The following is a 22,675-nucleotide window of genomic DNA, read 5'->3' as shown; positions in this document are numbered from 1 at the left end:
AAGGGCCGTTCCATGCCGCACCGCCACCAGGACGCCGCTGCCGGCGTCGGTGCCGGCTCCGACGCCGCGGAGCCCGAGGCGCGGGAGCACGAGCCGCGGGTCGGTCTCGACGGCGGGCGGGACGGGCTGGAGCTGCAGCGGCGGGTGGCCCGGGAGGCCCGCGAATGGCCGGCGCCCGGCGGGTACGTGCTGTCCGAGGTGGGCGAGGTCCAGGAGCAGGACTGCATCCGCCTGCTCCTGGACGCCGGCTTCCGGTCCTGGTCGGAGGGTTGCGAGGACCTGGGCGCGACAGTGGTGATCGGCAGGGATCCGGCGGGATAGCGCGCCGGTCAGGGGACCGGGCGCACGCCCATCCGCCCCGCCAGGAGCGACAGGCCGGGTCCGCGCAGCTCCTCCAGACCGGAGGGGCGCCCCGAGGCTGCGAGCAGCAGGGAGAGGGCGGGCCCTTGCACGGCCTCCCCCGACCCCACCGTGTACCCGGCGTCGGTGGCCGTGAGCGCCAGGCCGGCGAGGCGACTCCTGCCCCCGGAGAGTCCGTCCCGCGCCAGGTACGCGAGGGCGTCCTCCACGCCGGGCGGGAGCGGCGGACGGGGAAGACCGAGGGGCCGCCGGATATCCTCGCCATGGACCACGATCTCGAGGAGGCGCGGGATGAAGGGACCGGGCGGCGTCGTCGTGCTGGTGACCGTCGCCCGGAAGCGCTCGAGGGTGTCCGCGGGCGTGGTCCCCCGGTTGGCGGCCACCTCCCGCGCGTTCGCGCGGTCGAAGTCGTAGCGGGACCGGATGAGGGAGGTCCAGAAACTCCGTCGCGTGGTGGCGGCCGAACCGGCCAGGTGCGCGACGACGTCGTGCACGTCCCACCCCCCGCACAGCGACGGCGTGTCCCACTGCCGCTCCGTCAGCAGCGCCAGGTCCTCTGCCAGAGCCCGCCGTTCCTCGTGGACCGGTTCCCAGTTCCTGCGCATCGCCCGCCCTCCCATAATTCGTCCTGCTACTCGGACGGTGCGGGGGCCGCAGGATCATCGGTGGCCCGAGGTGCCGTTCCCGCCCGTGCCCGACGCCGTGCGCCTGCGCTAGTGTACGAGCACCCGTCGTGGAACCACCGTCAGGAGATGCCGCGGATGAAGCTCGATCTCAGGAAGCAGGTGGGCACCTACACCGCCCCGCGGGGCCGGTTCGAGGTGGTGACGGTCCCGGTGCTGCAGTTCCTCATGATCGACGGCCGGGGTGACCCGAACACGTCGGAGGCCTACCGGGACGCCATCACCACCCTCTACCCCGTCGCCTATGCGCTGAAGTTCCTCAGCAAGGGCGACCTCGGCCGGGACTACACCGTGATGCCCCTGGAGGCCCTCTGGTGGTCGGAGGACATGGACTCCTTCACCGTCGCCCGGGACAAGTCGCGCTGGGCGTGGACGGTGATGATCATGGTGCCGGAGTGGACGACGCCGGAGCAGTTGGCGACCGCGCGCGGGACGGTCGCACGCAAGGGCGGCGCGCCCGCACTCGAGGCGCTCCGCCTCGAACCGCTCGAGGAGGGGCTGTCGGTCCAGACCCTCCACCTCGGCCCGTACGACGACGAAGGGCCGGTGCTCGAGGCGCTGCACGGCGACTTCATCCCCTCCCACGCGCTGCAGGAGACCGGGAAGCACCACGAGATCTACCTCAGCGATGCGCGGCGCACCGCCCCCGGGAAGCTGCGGACCATCCTCCGGCAGCCCGTCACACCCCGGGCACCTCGCTAGGCTCGGGTAGAGCTCCCGCGGACCGCGGGATCCGGGACCGACAGGAACAGGGTGGACATGGATCTGGCAGACGGCGTCGAACGCTTCACGGTGGCGCAGAAGATCACCATGATGGTGAACCGCTACGAGGTACGCGCCGTCGGTGCCGACGGACAGCCCGGGGACCTGCTGGCCTTCGCGCAGCAGAAGCGGGCGGCATTCAAGGAGCAGGTCACGTTCTACCGTGACGAGTCGCGGACCACGCCCCTGTTCTCCTTCAAGGCCCGGCAACGGCTGGACGTCGGTGCCACCTACGACGTGCTGGACGCCGCCGGGCAGCCGATCGGGAGTTTCCGCAAGGACTTCGGCGCTTCGCTGCTGCGCTCCACCTGGCACCTGGAGGCGGCGGGCGTGCAGGCCAGAGGCAGCGAGCGGAGTGTTGGCGTGGCGATCGGCCGACGGATCTGGGAGATGGCGCCTGTCCTCGAGGCCATCCCGTCCCCGTTCCGCTTCCACTTCGACTTCGTCGACCAGGCCGGGCAGACCGTCCTGACGTCAGTACGCGGACAGTCCCTCCGGGACCGGTACCTCGTCACGGTCCCCGGTGCGCGGCTGGACGGACGGGTGGCAGCGGCCATGGCCGTCGCGCTCGACGCCCTGCAGTCACGCTAGGTCCGCGCCGTCAGGACAGCTCGTCGTCGAGGGCCTGGGCCTCGCGGTAGTACTCCAGCAGGGTGAGCCGGGCCGCCGCCTCGGGATCGAGCACGACGACGGCCTTCGGGTGCAGCTGCAGGACCGAGCCCGGGCAGAAGGCACTGACGGGCCCTTCCACCATCGCGCGGACGGCCGATGCCTTCGTGGTGCCGAGCGCCACGAGGACCGCCTGCCGGGATTCGCCGATGGTGCCGAGGCCCTGCGTGAGGCAGAGCTTCGGCACCTCCTCGCCGTCGTCCTCGAAGAAGCGGGCGTTCGCCTCGCGGGTGGCGCTGGAAAGCGTCTTGACGCGCGTGCGGGACCGCAGGGACGACGTCGGCTCGTTGAACCCGATGTGCCCGTTCGCGCCGAGCCCGAGGAGCTGGACGTCCACACCCCCGGCGTCGACGATCGCGGCGTCGTAGCGGACGGCCTCGGCCACGAGGTCCCCGGCGTCACCCCTCGGCGTATGCAGCCGCGCGAGTGGCAGGTCCACGGAGTCCACGAACTCCCGGCGGATCGTCGAGGAGTAGGACTGCGGATGGTCGGCGGGAAGTCCCGCGTATTCGTCGAGCGTGAAGGCGGTGGCGTCGCGGAAGCTCAGGCCCTCCTCCCGGTGCCGGCGGATGAGCTCGGCGTAGGTGGAGGCGGGCGAGCTCCCGGTGGCCAGGCCGAGGACGGCCGGCCCCTGCCTCATCCTCGCTTCGACGAGGTCGGCAGCCTTCCGCCCCACCTCCTCGGCGGAGTCGCAGAGGATGATCTGCACCGGGGTTCCCCTTTCGATGATGCCGTCCGATCAGCCGTGGGATCTCAGCGCGGACAGCACGACGACGACATCCTGCCCGTACTCGGCGTCCATCCTCTCCTGGAAGGAGCCGTCGTCGTGGATGACGGTGACCACGACGAAACCGCGTTCGATCCCGGCGGTCACGGTATAGCCTGCGTGACGGAAGTAGATGTCCTGCAGGATGCGGTCGAGCTCGGCCTGCCCCGTCGTCCCCTGCCTGCCGGCCATCGGGTCCGTGATGGGCGCCCTGTCGTAGAGCGCCAGGGAGATCGGAACGCCCGTCCTCGTGAAGGTGGTACCGTCCCACGTTCCGGTCACAGCGTAGGCACCCCAGGTGACCCCCGATGCGGTCTCGGATCCGCCGGCAAGGTCCCAGTCCCAGTTCATGATCGGCGGCCCGCTGCACTGGGGCGGGTAGGACTCCATGACCCCGCCGAGGCAGAGTTGGGGGAGCCCGTCGTCGATCTGTAGCACGGTGCCCTCGGCGATCACCTCGCCGTCAGCCGGTGGAGCGCCGGGCGCGGAGGTCCCCGCAGGATCGATCGGGCCGTGCGCCGTGCCGGATGCCGTTCCGCTCCCGGGACCACCCGGCGATGCGCATGCCGCGAGGAGGATCGCCGCGAGTGCTGTGGCACCGAGCCGGGCACGCCATGTCATGCCTCCATGATCGACGTCTCCGGGGGCGATGGCCAGGGGCAGGAGCCGGTACCGGGACGCCGTTCACGGCGTCGGGGCGGACCGCACGCGCCGTGTCGATGATGTGCTGGAGGCAGGCGCAGACAGGCTCCCGCAGGGCGGCGAGCGCGACATCGACCGAGCCCGTGCCGTTCTCCTCGGTGGTCCTAGGTCCTGCGGGCGGCCCGCAGCAGGGTCGCGGCCAGGGCGCCCGCGACGGGTGTCCAGATGGCCCGCTCCACGCGCGACCGGGAGGCGAGGTTCATGACCGTCCCTACACCCATCAGGCCCGCGGCCCCGGTGAGGACCCGGCGTCGGGCCTGCCCTCCGCTTCGCGCATCGAGGGTCACGAGGGCGAGGGCCGCGTACGCGAGGGACGCCGCGGCGCTGGTGACCCGGTACTTCCGTGGCAGCGTGCCCCGGTGGGCACCGCCGTAGGCGGCCGAGCCCCAGGGCGCCCCGAGTGCGAGCGCAGCCTGGAAGGCGGAGACGATCAGCAGGAGGGCGGCGGGTACCGCTGTCGCGTCCCGGCCACGCATGGTCCGGGTGATGCTGCGTCGTGTCATGCCTGGATGGTAACGGGCGACCCACACTGCGGTAAGGGGGCGCGTCAGCCCGTATGCCGTGACGGCGCCTGCACGGGGGCCGACGCGGACGTGCTCCGGCGCGCGAGCTGGAGTTCGCGCAGCAGGAGGAAGAGCGGCAGCGCGAAGGCGAGGGCGACGGCGAACGTGAGCGCGACGAAGAGCACCCACCGCCGGCGCCACCCGAGCCGGCGTCCTTCGACGGCGTAGAAGATGCACGCCACCGTCGCGGCGACGATCACATCCACGGCCGCCGATGCGCCGGCGGCGTTCGCGAACCACGCTTCGAGGTAGGAGCCGTCGCTGCCCCGGTACGAGAGGTTGAAGTACCAGGTGCCGAGCAGGCCCACGGCGGCCAGCATCCCGTACACGACGACGACCGCCCTGGTGCGGGCGGGCAGCGGCCCCCCGGGACGCGCGCTCATGCCGATCCGCCGGCGGCCGCCCGAGTGGCGGGAGGAGATGGCGCCGGTCCGCTTGGGCCGCTCCTGCGGCCGTGGGCGAGGATGACCGCGATCGACACGCCGGCCAGGAGCACGAGGGCCACCGATGCCAGGGCGATGTCCGCACTCGGGCGGACCACGGACTGCCCCATGATGGCCTGCAGGGTGAGGACAGCGAGGACCGCGGCGTACAGCACCGCCACCACCCGGACGATGCGCCGCCGGACCAGGCTCGATTCCAGCACTGCGACCCGGAGCGCCGCCGCTTCGAGCAGGATGGCCCCGATCGGCACCAGCTGCAGGGCGTGCATGCCGACGAAGTGGGGCACGCGGAGATCACCGGCCACGGTGCTCCATCCGAGGAGGAACAGGCCCGGCCCGCCATCGGCCGCCCCGACCGTGTGGGCGCCGGAGATGCCCTGCCAGTCGTCGAGCTGCGCCGCCGTCGGAGCCGTCATCAGGAACCCGAGGGCCATGCCGGTGAGGCCGAGGACCACCCCGGCCCGGATGGCGGTGGATCGCGCGGGATCGGCGGCCTTCACCCGGAACAGGAGGATGCCGACGATCAGCGACGCCAGCCAGAGCACGATGATCGAGACCGCCATGATGCTCCAGAGTGCCGAGCTCAGCGAGGTGGTCACATTGAAGTGGCTCGTGGTGTCCGCCAGCACGGCGCCGACGATGATGATCATCTCGACGACGACGGCGACGGTCGCCGTGGTCCCCAGCCACCACGCGAGGCGCCGCGCGGAAGTCACCTGACCGATCAGCCAGGACAGCGTCAGGGCATAGAGGACGAACGAGACCGAGAATTTCAGGGGCTTGGCCCACGCGGGTGACCCGACGAGCTCACGGGGGTCGACGACGAGACCGATCAGGCTGACAAGACCGGTGACGGCCATGAGGGCGGCCAGGAACAACAACGGGCTGTGCCAGGCAACGCCGGACGACAGCCGGCGACCTGCGGCGAGGGCCTGTGACATCAGTTCTACCCTGGGTTTCGGGGCGAAGGCTGCTTGCGGACGCCTGCGGCATACCGGGTGTAGGAGACGTGCTCCTGGGCCGCCCGGCGGAGCCCGGCGAACAGTGCGTCCCCGAGCACCGTGCCGACGACGACCGTCTCGGCTTTCGCGCTCCGAGCCTCCTGGGCATCCACCAGGTCGAGATCGGCCTCGGCGACGGCGAGGGCCGCAGCGGCGTAGCGCCGGTACCAGTCGTCGGTGACCTTCAGGCCGGACTCCTGGAGGGCGGTGACCGCGGCCGCGGCATCGAAGCGGCCGCAGCCTCCCGGTATCACGTGCCAATCCGCGATGAGCGCGTCGACGCGGTCGAGATCGGCAGGGCGGATCCTCTCCCGGTCCACCGCCCGGGTGGCAGCGCGCTGCGCGATGCCGAGCGTCTGGATGAGTGGCAGGTCCGAGTCGATGGCATCGAGGACCTCACCTGCTGCGGCCAGGCTCAGCCGCCCGAGCCTGACGAGGGCCTGGATCAGTTTCAGCCGACGGACATGCGGCGGGCCGTATTGCGCCTGATTGGGTCCCGTCCTCGTTCCCGGGGGGAGGAGCCCTTCCCGGAGGTAGAGCTTGATCGTCGCGACGGGGATCGAACTGGTCTCACTGAGTTGGGCCATCCGCATACGGATACCATAACTATCGGATAGTTAATATGTCCATATTCCTGATAGCACCCATCTATCGTATAGACCACCATTCCCCGTTCCGCACTCATCCCGGAGTCAGTACCGAGAGCTCCCGCGTCATGTTCACACGGGCACGCGGCGCCCACAGCGTCTGCGCTTCCGCGGTCCCGAACAGCGGCTCCAGCGCCAGGAGCCGCTGCAGCACCGCGCGGCGTCCTTCGACGAATGCTGCATCAGGAATATGGGCGTACTCCTCCCGGACGGCAAGGAGGTAGCGCTGGTAGTCGGCCTCCGGCCCGCCGAGCACGGAGAGGTCGGCGTCGCACAGCAGCCGGCCCGCGCGATCCTCGGGCGCGGGGTCATGCGTCGCGGTGAGGAGCACGAGACGCTCCACCTCCTGCGCCGCCGGTCGGCCCAGGGCGGCGAGCCGGTGGACGGCGAGCGCCGCGGAGGCGCGTTCGTCCTCACCGGCCACTCCCTCGTAGACCGCGTCGTGGAACCACGCGGCGAGGAGCACGGTCCGCCGCAGTGGGAGGTCGCCCGCCTGCAGCAGCACATCGAGTGCCTCGAGTACCGCGAGGAGGTGGGTCTGCGTGTGGTACCTGCGGTGCGGTTCGGCCCAGCGATCGAGCAGATCCTCGCCAAGGGCAGGATTCTCCGGGAGGAGCGATGCCCAGCGGGTGACCAGCGCGGCCCTCAGCTTCGGGCCCCGCCGTCGTGCAGGAACCCGGAGGCCGCTCCCGATGAGCGCCCGCACCAGGGATGCCCCGCTCACCTCCTGCGCGCCGCGCTCGACGAGTTCGCGGTAGCGACGGGCGGGGACGTCATAGTGGTCCTCGTCGAAGGCGCGCCGCGGGATGCCCGCCGCCTCGGCGAAGGCGTGGAGTTCCTCCAGTGACGACGTCGAGACGAGGTGGGAGAAGACGGTCCCGTGCGCGGGCCACGACGGTGGATCGATGAGGACGGCCATGCCCAGCAGTCTAGGCGCGCAGCCCGTCCCGTCAGGGGGTCGCGGATCCCGGTCGGGTGGCCTTGCCGTCGAGCCACAACTCCGTCGAGGCGTCCCCGTGGGCGCCGTCGGACCCCACGTGCTTCCCGCTGATGGTCGCGCCGTTCTTGATGACGTGTACCAGCGCCATGGCATGGCCCCGGCCGAGGTCGTGGTCCTCCTTGAGCCAGGTGACGATCTCTCCCGCCTTCGTGCCGGGAGCATCGAGGCCGCGCTCCCTGGCCTGATCGACGAGCTGGCGTGGGGTGAGTCCTGTCTTGCCCTCGATGGCGTCGAGATATGCCTGGAATGACATGGTTTTGTTCCTTCCTAGTCGCGGCGGCCGTAGGTGGCCAGGGCATTGCCCCTGCTGGTGCTGGTCACGTCCTGCAGCTCCAGTTTCGTCACGGGATCCGTCGGTTCGAAGAGGTGCCGCCCGGTGCCCGCGACCACGGGGTGGATCATCAGGGTCAGCGAGTCGAGCAGGCCCGCGAAGAGCAGCTGGCGGACGAGCGAGATGCCGGCACAGATGCCGATGTCGCCACCCTCGGTCTGCTTCAGGGACTGCACGAACTCCTCCAGGGGCGCGTCCATGAGGGAGGCGTTCGTCCAGCCCAGCGGGCCCTCGAGGGTTCGGGAGGCGACGTACTTGCGCACCGGGTTGATGAAACGCCCGAAGGGGTCCCCGGCGTCGGCGACCGGCCAGAACTCCGCCCACTCCTGGTACCCGTGCCGCCCGAGGAGGACGGTGTCCACCCGATCGATCATCGCTCCCATCCCGGCGCCCAGTTCGGCGTCGAAGCTGTCGAACTGCCAGAGGTGGGGTGATTCGACCACTCCGTCGACGGAGGAGAAGAGGCCTGCTGTGAGTCTGCGCATAAGAGCTCCCGATGGTGGCGGTTTCCCCAGTAGACGCCATGGGGAGCACCGAATCATCGATGACGCGGAACTTTTCCCGCCGGCCACCTCCCGCACGGGTGCCACCGTCGTTACGCTCGGATGCATGCAGCCCGCCACCACGTCCCGGGGAACAGTGCCGGAGACCGCCGAGGACACGCCTTTCGACCGACAGCTCGAGGCCTCGCGCCGCGAGCTCACCGGGTACTGCTACAGGATGCTCGGCGCCGCGTCCGAGGCGGAGGACGCGGTGCAGGAGACGATGATCAAGGCGTGGTCGAAGCGGGAGTCGTTCGCCGGTCAGTCCTCCCTGCGCACGTGGCTGTTCCGGATAGCGCACAACGTGTGCGTGGACATGCTCCGCAGCCCCCAGCGCCGGGCCAGGCCCATGGATCTCGGCCCGTCCACCCCTACGGCCGAGGCCGTGCTCGGCGCCCCGCTCACCGAGCGCGTGTTCGTGCAGCCCATTCCCGACGAGCGGGTGATCGACCCCTCGGGCGACCCCGCCGTCGTCGCCGAGGCGCGGGACACCATCCGGCTGGCCTTCGTGGCCGCCCTGCAGCACCTCCCTCCGCTCCAGCGCAGCGCGCTGATCCTGTGCGAGGTACTCCGGTGGTCCGCGGCCGAGGTGGCCGCGCTCCTCGAGGTGACCACGGCCTCGGTCAACAGTGCGCTGCAGCGCGCCCGCAAGACGATGGCCGGCTACGAGCCGTCCACGCACATGCCCCTGGAGGATCCCGCGCACAAGGTCCTGCTCACCAAGTACCTCCGGGCGTTCGAGTCCTACGACATGGACGTCCTGGTGTCGCTGCTGCGCGACGACGTCGTCCTCTCCATGCCGCCCTTCGACCTGTGGCTCGCCGGGCCCGACGACGTCATCGCCTGGTTCGTGGGGAAGGGCAGCGTGTGCGAGGGTGGGCGCCTGATCCCCCTGAACGTCAACGGCGCCGGAGGGTTCGCGAACTACCACCTCGTGGAACCGGGGCTCTGGGAGCCGTGGGCCATCCAGGTCATCGAGACCGATGGCGAGCGCATCATCGGCCACCACAACTTCCTGTACCCGGAGATGTTCGAGCAGTTCGGGCTTCCGCCGGTCATCGACGAGCGGAAGGCCGCCGGCAGGGTGTAGCTGCTACCGGTCGGTGGATGACGGTCGCCCGCACCGCGCGGCTCAGCGGACAGTGCTCGGGCGCAGGACGTGCACGGGGCCGGTGGAGGACGCGACCAGGCCGAGACGGCCAGCCGCCGCGATAGCCTCCCTGCGCGTGCCGACGCCGAGCTTCCGGTAGATCCCCCGGATGTGGGTCTTCACGGTGTTGGTAGAGATCTGCAGGTCGTGTGCGAGTTCCTCCACCGTCGCGAAGGTCGGGAGGAGGGCCAGGAGTTCCTCCTCCCGCGGGGTCAGCGGGGGCCCGATGAGCGCCGCGGGCTGGGGGACGTGCTGTCCGATCATGTCGATCTCGCGCGCGTACCGGGCGTAGTGGTGGCGGTCGCGCTCCACTGACTGCCGCACCGCGTCCCCGGCGAGGGCGAAGCCGCGCACCGTCCGATGCCGGGCCGCGATGGCCAGTGCCCGCTCGAGCGACTCCCGCGCCTTGAAGGTGCGCTCCTCCAGGAGGTCCAGCCGCGCCAGCAGGGCCCATGCGGTCACGAGCCCCACACGGCTCCGGCTCGTCACGAACTCCGAGGTGACGCTCGTCAGGAGCTGACGTGCGCGGGCGTGCTGCCCGGACGCCAGGAACTCCCAGGCGGAGATCGTGTGGAGCTCCCCGCTGGCGCCCTGGCTCCTGCGCAGATCCAGCTTGAGCTGCGTGAGGTCGTCGGAGCGCCGCAGGAACAGCATCATCTCGGCGACCTGCAGCGCGCAGAGCGCGGCGTCCGGAGGGTACGCCCCGTGCCCGAGGTCGAAGCGGACCCTGTCGAGCAACTCGTCGGCGATCTCCGTACGCCGGTCGGAGCCGGGAAAGGCGAGGATCAGGGCCAGCTTCGCCGAGGAGTGGGAGACGACGGGCGCCGCCGTCGACGTCTTGAACACGAAGGCGTTGTGCAGGGCCGCGCCGCGGTCGTCGAGGACGTGGAACGCAGCCCATGCCGCGATCAGGTGGGCCGGCCGGAGCTTCGGACTGTACCGCAGGCCATGCTCCTCGCCGCGGCGGATCGCGGTCGCGGCCTGGACTGCCGCTTCCGCGAAGTCCTCGCTGATCGTGGCCAGCGAGGCGCTCGCCGTGCCGGCGTCGATCACAGCACCCGGATTCACACGCCTGGCTGCGGCCTCGAGAGTCCTCCGGGCCAGCGCCGTGGCCTCGGGGACCCTGGCTTCCGCGATCAGGGCCGCCACCTGGACGTTCAGGACGAAGAGCTGCACGTCGGGAGGTGCGGCCTCGAGATCCAACCGCTCCAGGAGCACCACCGCCTCGGCGGAACGCCCCTCCGGCAGCAGCAACTGCGCCTCCAACCCGAGGTTCAGCACGTCGAACGGAGAAGCAAGCTCGCATGATTCCTCGGCGGGCAGGCCCCCGTCCGGCGGGCGCCCCCGCCGGACCGCGGTCCGCGCGGCCCTTCCGGGGTCGCCCTCCGCGAGCGCGAGGAGGCACTCGAGCACGGCGAGCTCCGGAGACGCCGCGGAACCGATCTCCTTCAGGACGGACGCCAGTGTCCGCAGATCGTTCCCCCACAGCAGGTGCAACCCGGAGACGGTCACTACCCGCCGCAGGAGTGCGGCGTCGTGTGCCTTCGCGGCGTGGCGGAGCGCCGCGGCATGGTGGCCTTGCCGGAGACGATGCCCTGCCATCCGGGCATGAAGCGGCCCGGCATCCGGCCAGTCGGGCGTCGGGACGGCCTCGGCGATCCAGCGGGCGAGCAGGCGGTGGAGCCGGAACCGCTCCGGAGCGCCGCCGTCCCGCTCAGCCACGACCATGCCGGTCTCGAGAGTGGTACGGGCCACGAGGTGCGCGCCGTCCGAGCGGTCCAGCGCGACCTCGAGGTCCGCGATGGTGAAGGGCTCGATCAGCGCCATCACCGCGAGAACCTCCCGGGTGGCCGGCCGGTAGGACCGGAACAGCGGCCCGCACAGCTTCTCGAGGAGTGATGCGCTGTGAGGTCCGCTCCGATACAGCGCGTCCGGCACCACGGCGCGGTGCGCCTGCGCGACGGCGGCCGTCCATCCCTCGGTGGCCTGGAGCAGCGCGTCCACGTCGGACCGGGCCGGCGCGAAGAGCCTCCGCAGCTCGCGTCGGCGCATGACCAGGTCCTGCTGCGTGAGGCGCTGGACTCCCCCGGCCAGGTCCAGTTTGTACAGGCAGCGGAGGTCGGGCGTCCTGCGCCCGCACAGCAGCACCACCACGTCGTCGGGGGTCCGCTCGATGAAGTAGTCGAGGTCGACGAGCAGCGCGCGGTTGGTGAGGTGTTCACAGTTGTCCAGGACCACAACCACCCGGGTGTCGTTCCGTGTGCAGCCCTCGATCAGGGCGTCGATCCTCGCCGTCCGCGCGGCGGCGGCGGCGGGCCCCTGCGGCTCCGGGTCCTGCTTCCCCGTCAGCGCCGTGCCCAGCAGGGACCAGAACCGTCCAGGCCTGTTGTCGGAGGGATCGAGGGACACCCATGCGAGGAGGTCTCCAGCGGCAAGGCGGAGCCGCGCCCATTCAGCGACCACGGCCGTCTTGCCGAATCCGGCGGCGGCCGTGACCAGCAGGATCCGTGCGCCCCGTCCGAGCAGGGTGTCGAGACAGTCGGTCAGGCGTGGACGCGGGATCTCGCGCTCGTCCTGCTCGGGGACCCGGGTCTTACGCCGCACGACGCCCGTCACGGCCATGCACACCTCCCCAGCGTCAGCACACCGGGCCCGCGCCGACCCGGGTGCACCAAGTGTGCTCCCGGGGCGGACGGTTGGCCAAGGGAACGGACCGGGTATGACGAAGTGACGCACCGGGTGCGGATACCCCGCACGTCGCGAATACCGAATTCGCGGCCGCCACGGGATGCCTCCGGGTGGCGGTGGCGTTTATCCCCGCGAGAGGGAATTCGTCATCCACCGGTGCCGAATGATGTCGAACAAACGGGGACCTCGGTATAAGGTCGGATTCTGGGGGTCATGAATTCATCCGGACAATGCAGGAGAATGCGATGGCACAGCGCGTACAGGTTCAACTGGTCGATGACCTCAGCGGTGAAGAAGCCCAGGAAACCGTCCGATTCGGCCTCGACGGCACGAATTACGAGATAGACCTCACGAAACAGAACGCCGAATCCCTGCGGGCCGCCCTTTCCGGGTACGTGGACAAGGGGCGCAAGGCAGGCACCGGTAAGCAGGCGTCCGCGAGCCCGAAGGCATCGTCCCGTTCGAAGCGCGAGGACACCCAGCAGATCCGCCAGTGGGCACAGGACAACGGTTATAACCCGAGTTCCCGCGGCCGCATCACGCAATCGATCATCGACGCCTACAACGAGAGCCGCTGACGTCCCACGGCGGACTGCTTCCACGAATTCGGGGGTCGGCACGGTCCGCGGGGAACGGGGGTAATTCCCCGCCCTCCGGAAGCAATCCCCTGCGTCCGTCCCCGGTCCGGAACATCCCGACCGCGTGCCGCGGATATCGGAATTCGGCGCGTTACCCGCCGTGCCCGACCCGAGCATGGCCGATGACCGGGAAAGGCGCCTGATTCGCGTTGCCGGAGGAGCGTCAGTTCCCCGGTGAGGCGGCGAGCGCCCAGGTGCGGGCGGCCTCGGGATGGTCGAAGTATCGGCTCTCGCACAGCGCGGGTTCGAGGAAGGCCGCGAGGACACGGTCCACCGGCCCGGTCCCCACGAAGCCGATGCGGGACGTCAGTGACCCGTCCACGAGCAGGGCCCGTGCATCGACGTCGATCCCCGACAGACCCTGCAGGTGCACGACGAGCGGGAGCAGATGGCCCTCGGACAGATCCCGGATCGCGTCGAGGGCCGCGAGGACGTCGGCGAGGGTCAGGAGGGACCCGGTCTCCCACCGGAGGACGAGCAGCCCCGCCTGCGCCTCGAGGCAGTGCTTCCCGTCGCAATGCCGGCGTGCCGCGGGCAGATGCCACGTGCCGGGGCACCCCTGGGACAGGGCGTTGCCGGGGACGGTCCGACTCACGCACTGCCTCCAGGATGCACAGGTCTCCACTCCCGACGACCGAATACCCAACTCTGGCACGGCCGCATCCGCCGCCGGACGATTACGGACAGAAGCGGGTAGTCGAACCTGTACAAATCGAGTGGTCGGTGACATCATCCCGGGAGATCCATACCAGACACCCGGTGGATCGCCGGGACTTGCCAACGGGGGCAGCCATGTCAGCAGCCGGAACGACCCTTCTCGCGATCGGCACGAAGAAAGGTCTGTGGCTCGCCTCGAGCCCCGACCGCGAGACGTGGACGCTCTCCGAACCGAAGTTCCTGATGGAGGAGATCCCGAGCGTCGGGATCGACACGCGGGGCGGGCGCACGCGCCTGTTCGCCGGACGCATGTCGTGGCATTTCGGGCCGTGCATCGCGCATTCGGACGACCTCGGTGAGACCTGGACCGAACCCCGGGAGGGCAGCATCCGGTTCGGGAGCGACGACGGCGCCGCCCTCGAGCGCATCTGGCAGATCCAGCCGGACGCGGAGCACCGCCCCGGCGTGGTCTGGGCCGGGTGCCAGCCCATCTCGGTCTGGAAGTCCACGGACCACGGGGAGACGTTCGAGCTGAACCGCGGTCTGTGGGACCACCCCCACCGCGGCGAGTGGGGCGCCGGGTTCGGCGGGGCGGCCGCCCACACGGTCCTGCCGAGTCCCGTCGACGAGACGGTCCATGTGGCCATGAGCACCGGCGGCGTCTACCGCTCCGACGACGGCGGAACCTTCTGGCAGCCCCGCAACAGGGGCATCAGTGCCCCCTTCATGCCCGACCCGAATCCGGAATTCGGCCAGTGCGTGCACAAGGTGGCCCGCGACGCCGTCGACCCCGACCGCCTGTTCGCGCAGAATCACCACGGGGTGTACGCGAGCACGGACCGCGGGGATTCGTGGCAGTCCATCGCCGAGGGCCTGCCGGCGGACTTCGGCTTCGTCATGCTGTCCCACCCCCGCCGCAGCGGCACGGCCTGGGTCATCCCGCTCAAGGCCGATGGTGAGCGCATCCCGCCCGACGGGCATCTGAAGGTGCACCGGACCGACGACGGCGGCGCGACCTGGGAGGCCGGCGACGCCGGGCTGCCGACGGCGGAGTACAACGCGGTCCTGCGCGACGCCGCCTGCGTGGACACCGCGGAGGTCGCGGGCGTGTACTTCGGCACACGCGGCGGGGCCGTCTATGCGAGCGCGGACGAGGGCCGCACCTTCCGCGAGGTGGCGAGGAACCTGCCGGACGTGCTCTCGGTGCGTGCCGCCGTCGTCCCGGCCTGATGGGTACCGCCGTGGCCGCGACGAACTCCGTGACCGTCCTGATCCCCACGCTCCTCCGTCCGTACATCGACGGTCGGAGCGAGGTCAGTATGAGCGTGCCCGATGACGGCGACGTCTCGGCACTGCTCGACGGCCTGGGCGAGGGACGCCCCCTGCTCGACCAGCGCATCCGGGAGGAGACCGGGGCCCTCAGGCGCTACGTGAACATCTACGTGGACGGCGAGGACGTCCGCCGCCTGGACGGGCTGGGAACCGCGGTGCCCGGAGGTGCCACCGTCATGATCATCCAGTCGGTGGCCGGGGGCTAGGGCCGGATCGCTAGAGCCGCAGGGCGTTCAGCTGCTCGAGCGCGTCGCCCGGACCCACCGATGTGATGCCGTGTCCCCGCGCCCAGGACGCCAGCTCCTCGGTGATCGCCCTCGACACGCCGGACCAGCGCGCGTACGGCAGGACGTAGACGTAGTCGATGTCGGCATGGGAGCCCTCCAGGAGCCGCAGCCCTCCGCATCCCACGGGCTGTCCGGTCGCGAGCTCGTAGGCGATGAGGAAGACGGCGATACCGGCGCCGTCGTCCACTGCGGCCGGCAGGGGCACGGGTGAGCGGCCGCGGTCACGCTCCGCACGGAGAGCCTCCCGCAGACCGATGCCCACGGGATTGGCCCAGGGAACCTGTCGAACCCGCAGCGTCTGCATGGCAGCCTCCTGAAATGTACGGTGCACCCCACGCTACGCAGAAGCCGTTTCGGCAGCATTTCCGACGGCGAAACTCTGCGTGCACCGCTTCCTCGCACTCGCCACCCGGATCGACGGGGCATCGGGCTGTCGTGAGGAAAGCGGCCTGCGCTGGCGCTCTTGCCTGGCCCGGGCACAGTACCGGAGGGGTGGCCCGGACCTGCTGGTCCATCGCCTCGCCCTCAGCCCGATCCCGATCCGCAGGTCAGGAACCGCACGGTCGACCCCGGTGCGAGCTGCGCCGCACGGTCCAGGTCGGCAGCGGGGACGACGCCGACCACCGGGTATCCGCCCGTGACCGGATGATCGGCGAGGAACAGCACCGGCAGGCCCGACGGCGGTACCTGCAGTGCGCCGCGCACGGTGCCCTCGCTCGGCAGCTCCCCGGCCCGGGTCCGGACGAGGGCCGGCCCGTCGAGCCGGAGGCCGATCCGGTTGGACTGCGCGGTGACGGTCCATACGGTCCCGCACAGGCGCGCCAGCCCGTCGTCGAACCAGTCGTCACGAGGACCGGGGAGCACGCGCAGCACTTCGGGCGTGCGTGCCGGCCGCGGCTCCTCAGGGTCGCCGACCGCCGATCTCGGGGCCGGCTGCCCCACCGGCAGCTGCATCCCGGCGGTGAGTGCGGGCGGGCCGAGCCCCGACATCGAGTCGGAGGAGCGGCTGCCCAGCACCTCCTCCGCCGCGAAGCCGCCCCGGACGGCCGTGTATGTGCGCAGCCCCGACGCCGGCGGGGACTGCCGCAGCACCTCACCCGCGCGGAGGAGGAAGGGCGCGCACAGGGGAGCGTCGCGCTCCTGGTCGTCCGGCATCCCGATGACCAGGCCGACGTCGGCGCCGGTGACGGCCAGCACCTGGTCCTCCCCGGCCTCGAGCACGAGGCCTCCGTTGACACTCTCGATCACCGCGGCGCCGGGGGTGTTGCCCACCAGCCTGTTCGCCTGCCGCGAGGCCGCGCGGTCCAGTGCTCCCGCCTCGGCGACGCCCAGAGCCAGGAGACCGGGACGGCCGAGATCCTGGAGCGTGCTGGAGAGGCCCGGCGTCACGACCGTGAGCCCGGCCTCCGCCCGACGAGCCGACACGTCGCGGGCACCCTCCCCGTCATCCGCGGTCTGGCGCGTCGACCCCTCAGGGGCGGGAGCCGCTGCGCCGCCGGCCGGCGCGGGCGCCCGGACCATGACGAGCTCGCGGACGACGGTGAACCGGACCCTGTTGCCGGGCCTGATCAGCGCCGGATCCGTCCGGCGGGCATCCCACAGCACGGCGTCGGTCCGTCCGACCAGCTGCCAGCCGCCGGGCGACTCCCGCGGGTAGACCGCCGAGAACGGGCCGGCGAGCGCCACCGAGCCAGCAGGGACGGCTGTCCGGGGGGAATCCCGCCGCGGGACCTCCAACCGCGGATCGCCGCCGGTTAGATAGGCGAAACCCGGCGCGAAGCCGCCGAAGGCGGCTACCCACGGTGTTGCCGTATGAGCAGCGACCACGGCCTCCTCACTGAGTCCTGTCCGCGCGGCGACGTCGGCCAGGTCTTCGCCGTCGTAACGCACCTCGATGGTGACGAGCGTGTCGTCCAGCGCAGCGGCCACGGAGAGATCGATCGTGCGGAGCCGGGCCTCGAGGGCGGCGACCTGCCATGGGTCCTCGACGGTGACGAGGACAGTGCTCGCAGCGGCGACTACGTCCACCTGACCCTCGACGGGGTGCTGCCGCAGTTGCGCCTCCACGCTGAGCACTTCCGACAGGCCGGGCAGTTCCACGAGCAGGGCGCGGTCACCGACGGCTCGGAGAGCTCGATCCGGTCCGCCCGTGCCACCGGGCGCGGCGTCAGGCGAAGGCACGGACGTCCACGCCCGCGGAGACGAGGGCCCGGCGGACCGCCGCGGCCATGGCGACGGCGCCCGGTGTGTCCCCGTGCACGCAGATGCTCTCGGGAGAGATGCGGATGCGGGACCCGTCGATCGCCACCACTTCGCCGTCCGTCGCCATGCGCAGGACATGCTCGACGACCTCCGCCTCGGCATGCAGGACCGAGCCGGGTTCACGCCGGGACACCAGCGCGCCGTCGGGCTGGTAGGCGCGGTCGGCGAAGGCCTCGGCCACCGTACGCAGTCCTGCCGAACGGGCCTCGGTCTCGATCACGGAGCCGGGGAGCACCAGCAGCGGCATTGCGTCGTCGACCTCGCGGACCGCCCGGACCACGGCGCGGGCCTGCCGCTCGTGGACGGCGATGGTGTTGTACAGCGCGCCGTGCGGCTTGACGTACTGCACGGAGGTTCCGGCAGCACGGGCCAGGGCCTGCAGTGCCCCGACCTGGTAGACGACGTCGTCGGTGAGTTCGCCCGGGTCGACGTCCATGAACCGCCGCCCGAATCCGGCGAGGTCGCGGTACCCGGGGTGGGCGCCGACGGTCACGCCGGCGGCGGCGGCGGCGGAGCAGGTGGCGCGGATGCCGGCCGGGTCTCCTGCATGGAACCCACAGGCCACATTCGCGCTGGACACCGACCCGATGATGCTCGCGTCATGACCGAACGTCCAGTTCCCGAAGGACTCCCCCACGTCGCTGTTCAGGTCCATTGCCGCACCCCCTCCTGGTCGCTCCCGTCAGTATGCCGTGATCGGAATGTACCGGTCGACCGGAGGCTGAGCCGCGTGCACCCTTCGAGCCGCCCGGCCTTCCGCGGCCGTGCTGGGATCAGACGTCCGACCGGAAGCCCGTGAACTTGTGCGAACCATCGCAGTACGGCTTCAGCGTCGACGCCCCGCACCGGCATAGTGCCACGGTCCGGCGCGTACGGGGCAGCTCCTCGCCGTCCGCTCCGACGAGCACGAAGTCGCCGCGGACCAGCAGGGGTCCATCGGGGCAGGCCACGACGGACACCGGAGCTGCTGCACCCGAGTTCAGCGGGCGCCCCGGCGCGGGGTCCCGCTCCTCGTTCCTCAGGTCGGCGCTCATGGGGCCATCGCCTCGGAAGGGAGCAGGGAGGAGCGGCCGTCCTCCCAGGCGGCCATGATCCGCTCCGTCATGATGGAGTCGACGGCGAGGGCCGCCGCTGCACCGAACAGGACGTCGGCAAGGAGATGGGGATCGGACTCGACGAGCCCACCGGCCATGTCGCGGCCGGCGATCTGCTCGTGGACGGCGTCGGCCTCCACGTGTTCGTCGAAGTACGCGGTGGCGGCCTCACCGTAACCGAGCCGGGTGAAGCCCCGGGAGTACAGTCGGTTGGGCTGGGACGACGTCATCTCGTAGGCGGCGAGATGCCCCACGATCGCACCCCGCAGTCGACGGTTGAGACCGAAGAGGGACATCAGGTTGTTGCTCGCCAGCGTGATGGCCGGCGCGGCATCGAGGTAGGCGCCGTAGGTGTCGTCCATCCCGAGCTCGCGCATGGTCCGGGCGAAAAGGGACGAGTGCATGCGCGCCAGCAGGCCGTTGCCGTACTCGTCGGCCTGGATCTCCACCAGGGCCGCTTTCGCCCGTCCTGCGAGGCGGGGGATGGCCCAGGTGTGCGGATCGGCTTCCCGGAGCTGGGAGATGGATCTGTGCACGAGGAACTCGCGCAGCTGGTCGTCCGTGGCGGTCCTCGCGACGAAGCGGGACATGTTGGGGCCGGAATCCCCGGCGGTCATGCGGAACAGTTCCGCGCAGACGGCTTCACCGGTCACATCGGGCAGCTCGCCGAGCACCACCTCGTCCCGCACGCGCGCCTCGAAAGCCACCTCGATGCGCTGCCGCACACCCAGCAGTCGGAGATTCCATTCCCAGTCGTCGCCCGCGCCTTCGATTCCGCTGTAGTGGAGCTCGTAGAGGCAGAAGAGAGCGAGCTGGAGGTCGTCGTCGTGCAGGATGTCCGGCGTCCGTGTCACCGCGGCCCCGACCGCGGACTCGAGGAGGGAGAGGGCGTCCCCCGGGGAGTCGACGGTGCCGGTGAGGACGGCCAGGAGCAGGGTGCTGGCTTCGCCACGCGGTGCGGGTTGCTTCATCGAGGACCTCTTCTGTCGGGAACGACCCACCGGGCCGGGGCCAGCATACTTCCCCCCTACGACGTGGTGGACACCACAGGGCAGACGACGACGCCGGCCCCGCGGTACAGGCGTACCACGGGTTCCGGCGTCGTCGCCGCTTCCGGCAGGACGGGCCCGGAAGCGTGCGTCACCCCGTCAGGGGTACACGGCTCCTAGGTGCGCCTGGCCGTGTCGCGGGAGCCACGGCTCAGGGCGAGGGCCAGCCCGATCATGCCGACGGCCAGGAGAAAGTGCAGCCAGTTGTCCGCGCTGTTCACCGGGACGAAGTTGGCCGCCGATTCCTGCCCGATGAAGAGGCCGTAGATCCACAGGACGGCGTAGATGATGCCGCCGACCAGCAGGTACGAGCGTGCTCCCGAGACGGTCCGTGCCATGGCGAGACCCGCGATGCCGAACAGCAGGTGGACGATGTTGTGCAGGATCGAGACCTGGAAGATACCGAGCAGCATCGCCTCCGACTGATGTCCGGCGAACCTCATCGTGTCGTAGTTGGACGTGATCCCCGGGATGAACCCCAGGATTCCGACCAGCAGGAACACGATGCCTACGGCCTGTGCGGCGCGCTGGAGGGTCGTCTTGCCACCCTCCACCGTCCGGTTGTTCGTATTTGCCATCAGGATCTCCTTCTCTTCGGGTAGCGCGAACGGTTATTCGCGGTTCAGTTTGTCCTGGACGGTGCCGGCGAGTTTCTCCACGGTGTTCGGGATCTCCGTGGTGCCGTAGGACCGCGCATCGGGGTGCGTGGGCGGCGGCATCGGCGCGTATGACGGAGAAACACGGGTGCTCCCTCCCCACGTCGGCCCCCCGGTCTCGGGTCCGCTCCTTCTGGAGGCGCCCGCACGAGGTCCTGTTGCTTCTACGGTAGGGGCACCTCTAGGATCTCCGAAAGGTACTAAGTCTACTTATTTTGAAGTTGCGGAATCTGGGAAAAGAGCTTGCGTGAATGAATGTAAGCATGCTTAGCTTTGGTCATACGGCCAGCATGGGATGCCGCACCATTGCATCGAGCACACGCTGGAGCGTCCGCTATAACGGCAATATCAACGTTAGGAAGAACCATGACTACGCAGAATTGGCCGCAGGATCCCCTGGTCCCCTCCACGACCGGCAACGAGTCGTCCACTTCGAACCTCGGGGCGACCGAGGTCGGCACCACGGGAACCACCGGCGGCAACTCCGGCTCCGCTGATTCGAAGACCTCCGTCGCGAAGGACCAGGCCAAGCAGGTCGGCCAGGAGGGCAAGGACGCCGCCAAGAACGTGGCCGGCACCGCCGCCTCCGAGGCGAAGAACGTGGCCGCCGAGGCCGGCTCGCAGGCGAAGAACCTGCTCGGCACGGTGACCTCCGAGGTCAAGAGCCAGGCCGGATCGCAGCAGCAGAAGCTCACCGAGGGCATCCGCGCCATCGCCGACGAACTGAAGTCCATGGCCGAGAAGTCGGACAACCACACGGTCTCCAGCCTCGTGCAGCAGGCCTCGCAGCGCACCGGGTCCGCCGCCAGCTGGCTCGAAGGCCGCGACGCCTCCGACATCCTCGAGGACGTCAAGTCCTACGCCCGCCGCAAGCCCGGCACCTTCCTCGCCATCGCCGCGGGCACCGGCCTCGTCGTCGGTCGCCTGACGCGTGGCCTCACGGGCAACCCCGGTTCGGACAACACCTCCGGCAGCCAGGGCGCGGCCTCCACCGGCACGTCGACCACGGGCACCTACCCCGGGTACACGGAGGTGGGTTCGGACGCCTACAGCGGCACCCCCGCCTCCGCCGGCTTCGGCGAGACCACGCGCGGACAGCACGTCGCCGAGTCCAGCCCGGCCTTCGTCGACCCCACGGACGACTACCCCACCATCCCGCCGGGAACGCCTCCTGTGGGCACCCTCCCGAATGACGGGAGCCTGCGCTGATGAGTGAGGCATACACGGGCGGCGCGCACCAGGCCGCTGCACCCCTGCCGACGGAGGCGGAGCAGCGTTCCGCCAACGCCTCGGTGGGCGAACTGCTCGGGGAGGTGACGAAGGACCTCTCGAAGCTCATGCGTCAGGAAGTGGCCCTGGCCAAGGCCGAGGCCACCCTGTCGGCGAAGAACGCGGGCAAGGGTGCGGGCATGTTCGCCGGTGCCGCCGTCGGCGGTCACTTCGTCCTCCTGTTCCTCTCCCTCGCCCTGATGTACGGACTCGCCGCGCTCATGCCGATCGGTTGGGCCGCCCTCATCGTCGCCGTCATCTGGGGCATCATCGCCGCAGTGCTGGCGATGAAGGGCAAGAAGGAAGTCCAGAAGGTCAAGGGTCTCCCCCAGACTGCGGAGACCATCAAAGAAATTCCGCCGACACTGAAACCAGGTGAGCAGACACGATGAGCCAGACACCCGACGAGATCCGCGCAGATATCGAACGCACCCGCCAGGAACTGGGTACGGACGTCGACGCCGTTGCGGACAAAGTGAACCCCGCGAACATCGCGCACCGTCAGACCGAGAAGGTCAAGCACAGCTTCAGCAATGTGAAGGAGACCGTCATGGGCAAAGCCGAAGACGTGAAGGATTCCGTGCTCGGAAAGGCCGAGGACGTGAAGGACACGGTTGCTGATAAGGCCGGACACGCGAAGAACAAGGCCGGAAGCGGAATGGGCCACGCCCAGTCGGGCGCCGGCTCCGTGAAGGAGAGCGCTTTGGACAAGGCACACCACGCCGGCCAGGCCGTGCAGGGAGCACCCCGTCAGCTGAGCAGCAAGGCCGCGGGCAACCCCCTCGCCGCCGGGCTGATCGCCTTCGGAGCCGGCTTGCTGGTCGCCAGCATCATCCCGGCCAGCCAGAAGGAGCAGCAGGCGGCATCGCAGCTGAAGTCGCAGGCCGCTCCGCTCAAGGAGAAGGTCACCGAGGCCGCGAAGCAGGTCGTCGAGGAGATCAAGGAGCCCGCGCAGGAGGCCGTCCAGTCCCTCAAGGAGTCGGCCACCGACTCGGTGCAGAACGTGAAGAACGAGGGCCAGCAGGCTGCGAGCGACGTCAAGGGCAGCGCCCAGGACGCGACGTCGACCGTCAAGCAGAGCTGACACACCGCTCACCGAACGACGGCGGCTACCGGGACACTCC

28 protein-coding genes are annotated in these 22,675 nt (G+C 70.3%); 10 read left to right on the top strand and 18 right to left on the bottom strand.

Annotation, left to right across the window (positions count from 1 at the left end):
• Window positions 1-12: 12 nt before the first annotated feature.
• Complete coding sequence (locus tag ACX80N_RS14690) at window positions 13-321, top strand: hypothetical protein (protein WP_459339981.1); 309 nt, start codon at window positions 13-15, stop codon at window positions 319-321.
• A gap of 8 nt (window positions 322-329) precedes the next feature.
• On the opposite strand, the gene ACX80N_RS14685 is transcribed toward ACX80N_RS14690, so the two are convergent.
• Window positions 330-965 carry a maleylpyruvate isomerase family mycothiol-dependent enzyme gene (locus ACX80N_RS14685; RefSeq protein ID WP_459339980.1) on the bottom strand — a complete coding sequence of 212 codons (636 nt, stop codon included), beginning with the start codon at window positions 963-965 and terminating at the stop codon, window positions 330-332.
• Between the two features lie 156 nt (window positions 966-1,121).
• On the opposite strand from ACX80N_RS14685, the gene ACX80N_RS14680 reads away from it, so the two are divergent.
• On the top strand, window positions 1,122-1,745 hold the full coding sequence (locus ACX80N_RS14680) for a GyrI-like domain-containing protein (protein ID WP_105032076.1): 624 nt from the start codon (window positions 1,122-1,124) through the stop codon (window positions 1,743-1,745).
• 57 nt (window positions 1,746-1,802) lie between these two features.
• The gene (locus ACX80N_RS14675) at window positions 1,803-2,396 is read left to right on the top strand and encodes a hypothetical protein (protein WP_459339979.1); all 594 of its coding nucleotides are present in this window, start codon (window positions 1,803-1,805) and stop codon (window positions 2,394-2,396) included.
• 10 nt (window positions 2,397-2,406) lie between these two features.
• On the opposite strand, the gene nagB is transcribed toward ACX80N_RS14675, so the two are convergent.
• From nagB to ACX80N_RS14630, 9 genes are all read right to left on the bottom strand, one after another.
• Complete coding sequence (gene nagB / locus ACX80N_RS14670) at window positions 2,407-3,183, bottom strand: glucosamine-6-phosphate deaminase (RefSeq protein WP_459339978.1); 777 nt, start codon at window positions 3,181-3,183, stop codon at window positions 2,407-2,409.
• Window positions 3,184-3,213: 30 nt separating this feature from the next.
• Complete coding sequence (locus tag ACX80N_RS14665) at window positions 3,214-3,861, bottom strand: hypothetical protein (protein ID WP_459339977.1); 648 nt, start codon at window positions 3,859-3,861, stop codon at window positions 3,214-3,216.
• Window positions 3,862-4,046: 185 nt separating this feature from the next.
• A complete protein-coding gene (locus ACX80N_RS14660) occupies window positions 4,047-4,445 on the bottom strand; it encodes a hypothetical protein (protein ID WP_459339976.1) in 399 nt (132 codons plus the stop codon).
• Window positions 4,446-4,489: 44 nt separating this feature from the next.
• On the bottom strand, window positions 4,490-4,888 hold the full coding sequence (locus ACX80N_RS14655; protein ID WP_105032081.1) for a DUF2834 domain-containing protein: 399 nt from the start codon (window positions 4,886-4,888) through the stop codon (window positions 4,490-4,492).
• The gene (locus ACX80N_RS14650) at window positions 4,885-5,889 is read right to left on the bottom strand and encodes a hypothetical protein (RefSeq protein ID WP_459339975.1); all 1,005 of its coding nucleotides are present in this window, start codon (window positions 5,887-5,889) and stop codon (window positions 4,885-4,887) included. The genes ACX80N_RS14655 and ACX80N_RS14650 overlap by 4 nt, the downstream gene beginning before the upstream one ends.
• A 5-nt stretch (window positions 5,890-5,894) precedes the next feature.
• Entirely contained in the window at window positions 5,895-6,536 is a 642-nt protein-coding gene (locus ACX80N_RS14645) for a MerR family transcriptional regulator (protein WP_459339974.1), read from the bottom strand.
• A gap of 94 nt (window positions 6,537-6,630) precedes the next feature.
• Window positions 6,631-7,515 carry a DUF4031 domain-containing protein gene (locus ACX80N_RS14640; RefSeq protein WP_459339973.1) on the bottom strand — a complete coding sequence of 295 codons (885 nt, stop codon included), beginning with the start codon at window positions 7,513-7,515 and terminating at the stop codon, window positions 6,631-6,633.
• A 31-nt stretch (window positions 7,516-7,546) separates the two neighbouring features.
• Window positions 7,547-7,849 (bottom strand): DUF4287 domain-containing protein, encoded by a 303-nt coding sequence (locus ACX80N_RS14635; protein ID WP_459339972.1) that lies wholly within the window; start codon window positions 7,847-7,849, stop codon window positions 7,547-7,549.
• 14 nt (window positions 7,850-7,863) lie between these two features.
• Complete coding sequence (locus tag ACX80N_RS14630; protein ID WP_459339971.1) at window positions 7,864-8,412, bottom strand: dihydrofolate reductase family protein; 549 nt, start codon at window positions 8,410-8,412, stop codon at window positions 7,864-7,866.
• Between the two features lie 124 nt (window positions 8,413-8,536).
• On the opposite strand from ACX80N_RS14630, the gene ACX80N_RS14625 reads away from it, so the two are divergent.
• Window positions 8,537-9,559 (top strand): sigma-70 family RNA polymerase sigma factor, encoded by a 1,023-nt coding sequence (locus ACX80N_RS14625; RefSeq protein WP_459339970.1) that lies wholly within the window; start codon window positions 8,537-8,539, stop codon window positions 9,557-9,559.
• Window positions 9,560-9,601: 42 nt separating this feature from the next.
• Here the strand turns inward: ACX80N_RS14625 and ACX80N_RS14620 are convergent, their stop codons facing one another.
• Complete coding sequence (locus ACX80N_RS14620; protein WP_459339969.1) at window positions 9,602-12,241, bottom strand: LuxR C-terminal-related transcriptional regulator; 2,640 nt, start codon at window positions 12,239-12,241, stop codon at window positions 9,602-9,604.
• Window positions 12,242-12,552: 311 nt separating this feature from the next.
• On the opposite strand from ACX80N_RS14620, the gene ACX80N_RS14615 reads away from it, so the two are divergent.
• Complete coding sequence (locus tag ACX80N_RS14615) at window positions 12,553-12,885, top strand: histone-like nucleoid-structuring protein Lsr2 (RefSeq protein ID WP_105032089.1); 333 nt, start codon at window positions 12,553-12,555, stop codon at window positions 12,883-12,885.
• Window positions 12,886-13,108: 223 nt separating this feature from the next.
• Here the strand turns inward: ACX80N_RS14615 and ACX80N_RS14610 are convergent, their stop codons facing one another.
• On the bottom strand, window positions 13,109-13,540 hold the full coding sequence (locus ACX80N_RS14610; protein ID WP_459339968.1) for a hypothetical protein: 432 nt from the start codon (window positions 13,538-13,540) through the stop codon (window positions 13,109-13,111).
• A 197-nt stretch (window positions 13,541-13,737) separates the two neighbouring features.
• On the opposite strand from ACX80N_RS14610, the gene ACX80N_RS14605 reads away from it, so the two are divergent.
• Together ACX80N_RS14605 and ACX80N_RS14600 are read left to right on the top strand one after the other, a co-directional pair.
• Window positions 13,738-14,832 (top strand): WD40/YVTN/BNR-like repeat-containing protein, encoded by a 1,095-nt coding sequence (locus tag ACX80N_RS14605; RefSeq protein ID WP_459339967.1) that lies wholly within the window; start codon window positions 13,738-13,740, stop codon window positions 14,830-14,832.
• 11 nt (window positions 14,833-14,843) lie between these two features.
• On the top strand, window positions 14,844-15,140 hold the full coding sequence (locus ACX80N_RS14600; protein WP_459339966.1) for a MoaD/ThiS family protein: 297 nt from the start codon (window positions 14,844-14,846) through the stop codon (window positions 15,138-15,140).
• Window positions 15,141-15,150: 10 nt separating this feature from the next.
• On the opposite strand, the gene ACX80N_RS14595 is transcribed toward ACX80N_RS14600, so the two are convergent.
• The 6 genes from ACX80N_RS14595 to ACX80N_RS14570 form a co-directional block, all read right to left on the bottom strand.
• The gene (locus ACX80N_RS14595; RefSeq protein WP_459339965.1) at window positions 15,151-15,525 is read right to left on the bottom strand and encodes a GNAT family N-acetyltransferase; all 375 of its coding nucleotides are present in this window, start codon (window positions 15,523-15,525) and stop codon (window positions 15,151-15,153) included.
• Between the two features lie 221 nt (window positions 15,526-15,746).
• Window positions 15,747-17,402 carry a 5-oxoprolinase subunit B/C family protein gene (locus ACX80N_RS14590; protein WP_459339964.1) on the bottom strand — a complete coding sequence of 552 codons (1,656 nt, stop codon included), beginning with the start codon at window positions 17,400-17,402 and terminating at the stop codon, window positions 15,747-15,749.
• Window positions 17,389-18,138: a LamB/YcsF family protein gene (locus ACX80N_RS14585; protein ID WP_459339963.1), complete on the bottom strand. Its 750-nt coding sequence runs from the start codon at window positions 18,136-18,138 to the stop codon at window positions 17,389-17,391. The genes ACX80N_RS14590 and ACX80N_RS14585 overlap by 14 nt, the downstream gene beginning before the upstream one ends.
• Before the next feature lie 118 nt (window positions 18,139-18,256).
• Window positions 18,257-18,517: a CDGSH iron-sulfur domain-containing protein gene (locus tag ACX80N_RS14580; RefSeq protein ID WP_459339962.1), complete on the bottom strand. Its 261-nt coding sequence runs from the start codon at window positions 18,515-18,517 to the stop codon at window positions 18,257-18,259.
• Window positions 18,514-19,548: an iron-containing redox enzyme family protein gene (locus ACX80N_RS14575; RefSeq protein WP_459339961.1), complete on the bottom strand. Its 1,035-nt coding sequence runs from the start codon at window positions 19,546-19,548 to the stop codon at window positions 18,514-18,516. Before ACX80N_RS14575 ends, ACX80N_RS14580 begins: the two co-directional genes overlap by 4 nt.
• A gap of 194 nt (window positions 19,549-19,742) precedes the next feature.
• On the bottom strand, window positions 19,743-20,204 hold the full coding sequence (locus tag ACX80N_RS14570) for a DUF4383 domain-containing protein (RefSeq protein WP_459339960.1): 462 nt from the start codon (window positions 20,202-20,204) through the stop codon (window positions 19,743-19,745).
• A gap of 444 nt (window positions 20,205-20,648) precedes the next feature.
• Here ACX80N_RS14570 and ACX80N_RS14565 point away from each other — a divergent pair, with 444 nt between their 5' ends.
• Genes ACX80N_RS14565 through ACX80N_RS14555 form a run of 3 tightly spaced genes read left to right on the top strand, consistent with a single transcriptional unit; the run spans window position 20,649 to window position 22,635 of the window.
• A complete protein-coding gene (locus tag ACX80N_RS14565) occupies window positions 20,649-21,491 on the top strand; it encodes a hypothetical protein (protein ID WP_459339959.1) in 843 nt (280 codons plus the stop codon).
• Entirely contained in the window at window positions 21,491-21,943 is a 453-nt protein-coding gene (locus ACX80N_RS14560; protein ID WP_105032100.1) for a phage holin family protein, read from the top strand. The genes ACX80N_RS14565 and ACX80N_RS14560 overlap by 1 nt, the downstream gene beginning before the upstream one ends.
• Window positions 21,940-22,635: a DUF3618 domain-containing protein gene (locus ACX80N_RS14555; RefSeq protein ID WP_105032101.1), complete on the top strand. Its 696-nt coding sequence runs from the start codon at window positions 21,940-21,942 to the stop codon at window positions 22,633-22,635. Before ACX80N_RS14560 ends, ACX80N_RS14555 begins: the two co-directional genes overlap by 4 nt.
• Window positions 22,636-22,675: the final 40 nt, after the last annotated feature.

The organism is Arthrobacter sp. MDT2-16 (assembly GCF_054510925.1).
The sequence above is the reverse complement of the archived record's forward strand: the minus strand, read 5'-3'. Positions and strand labels throughout refer to the sequence as shown.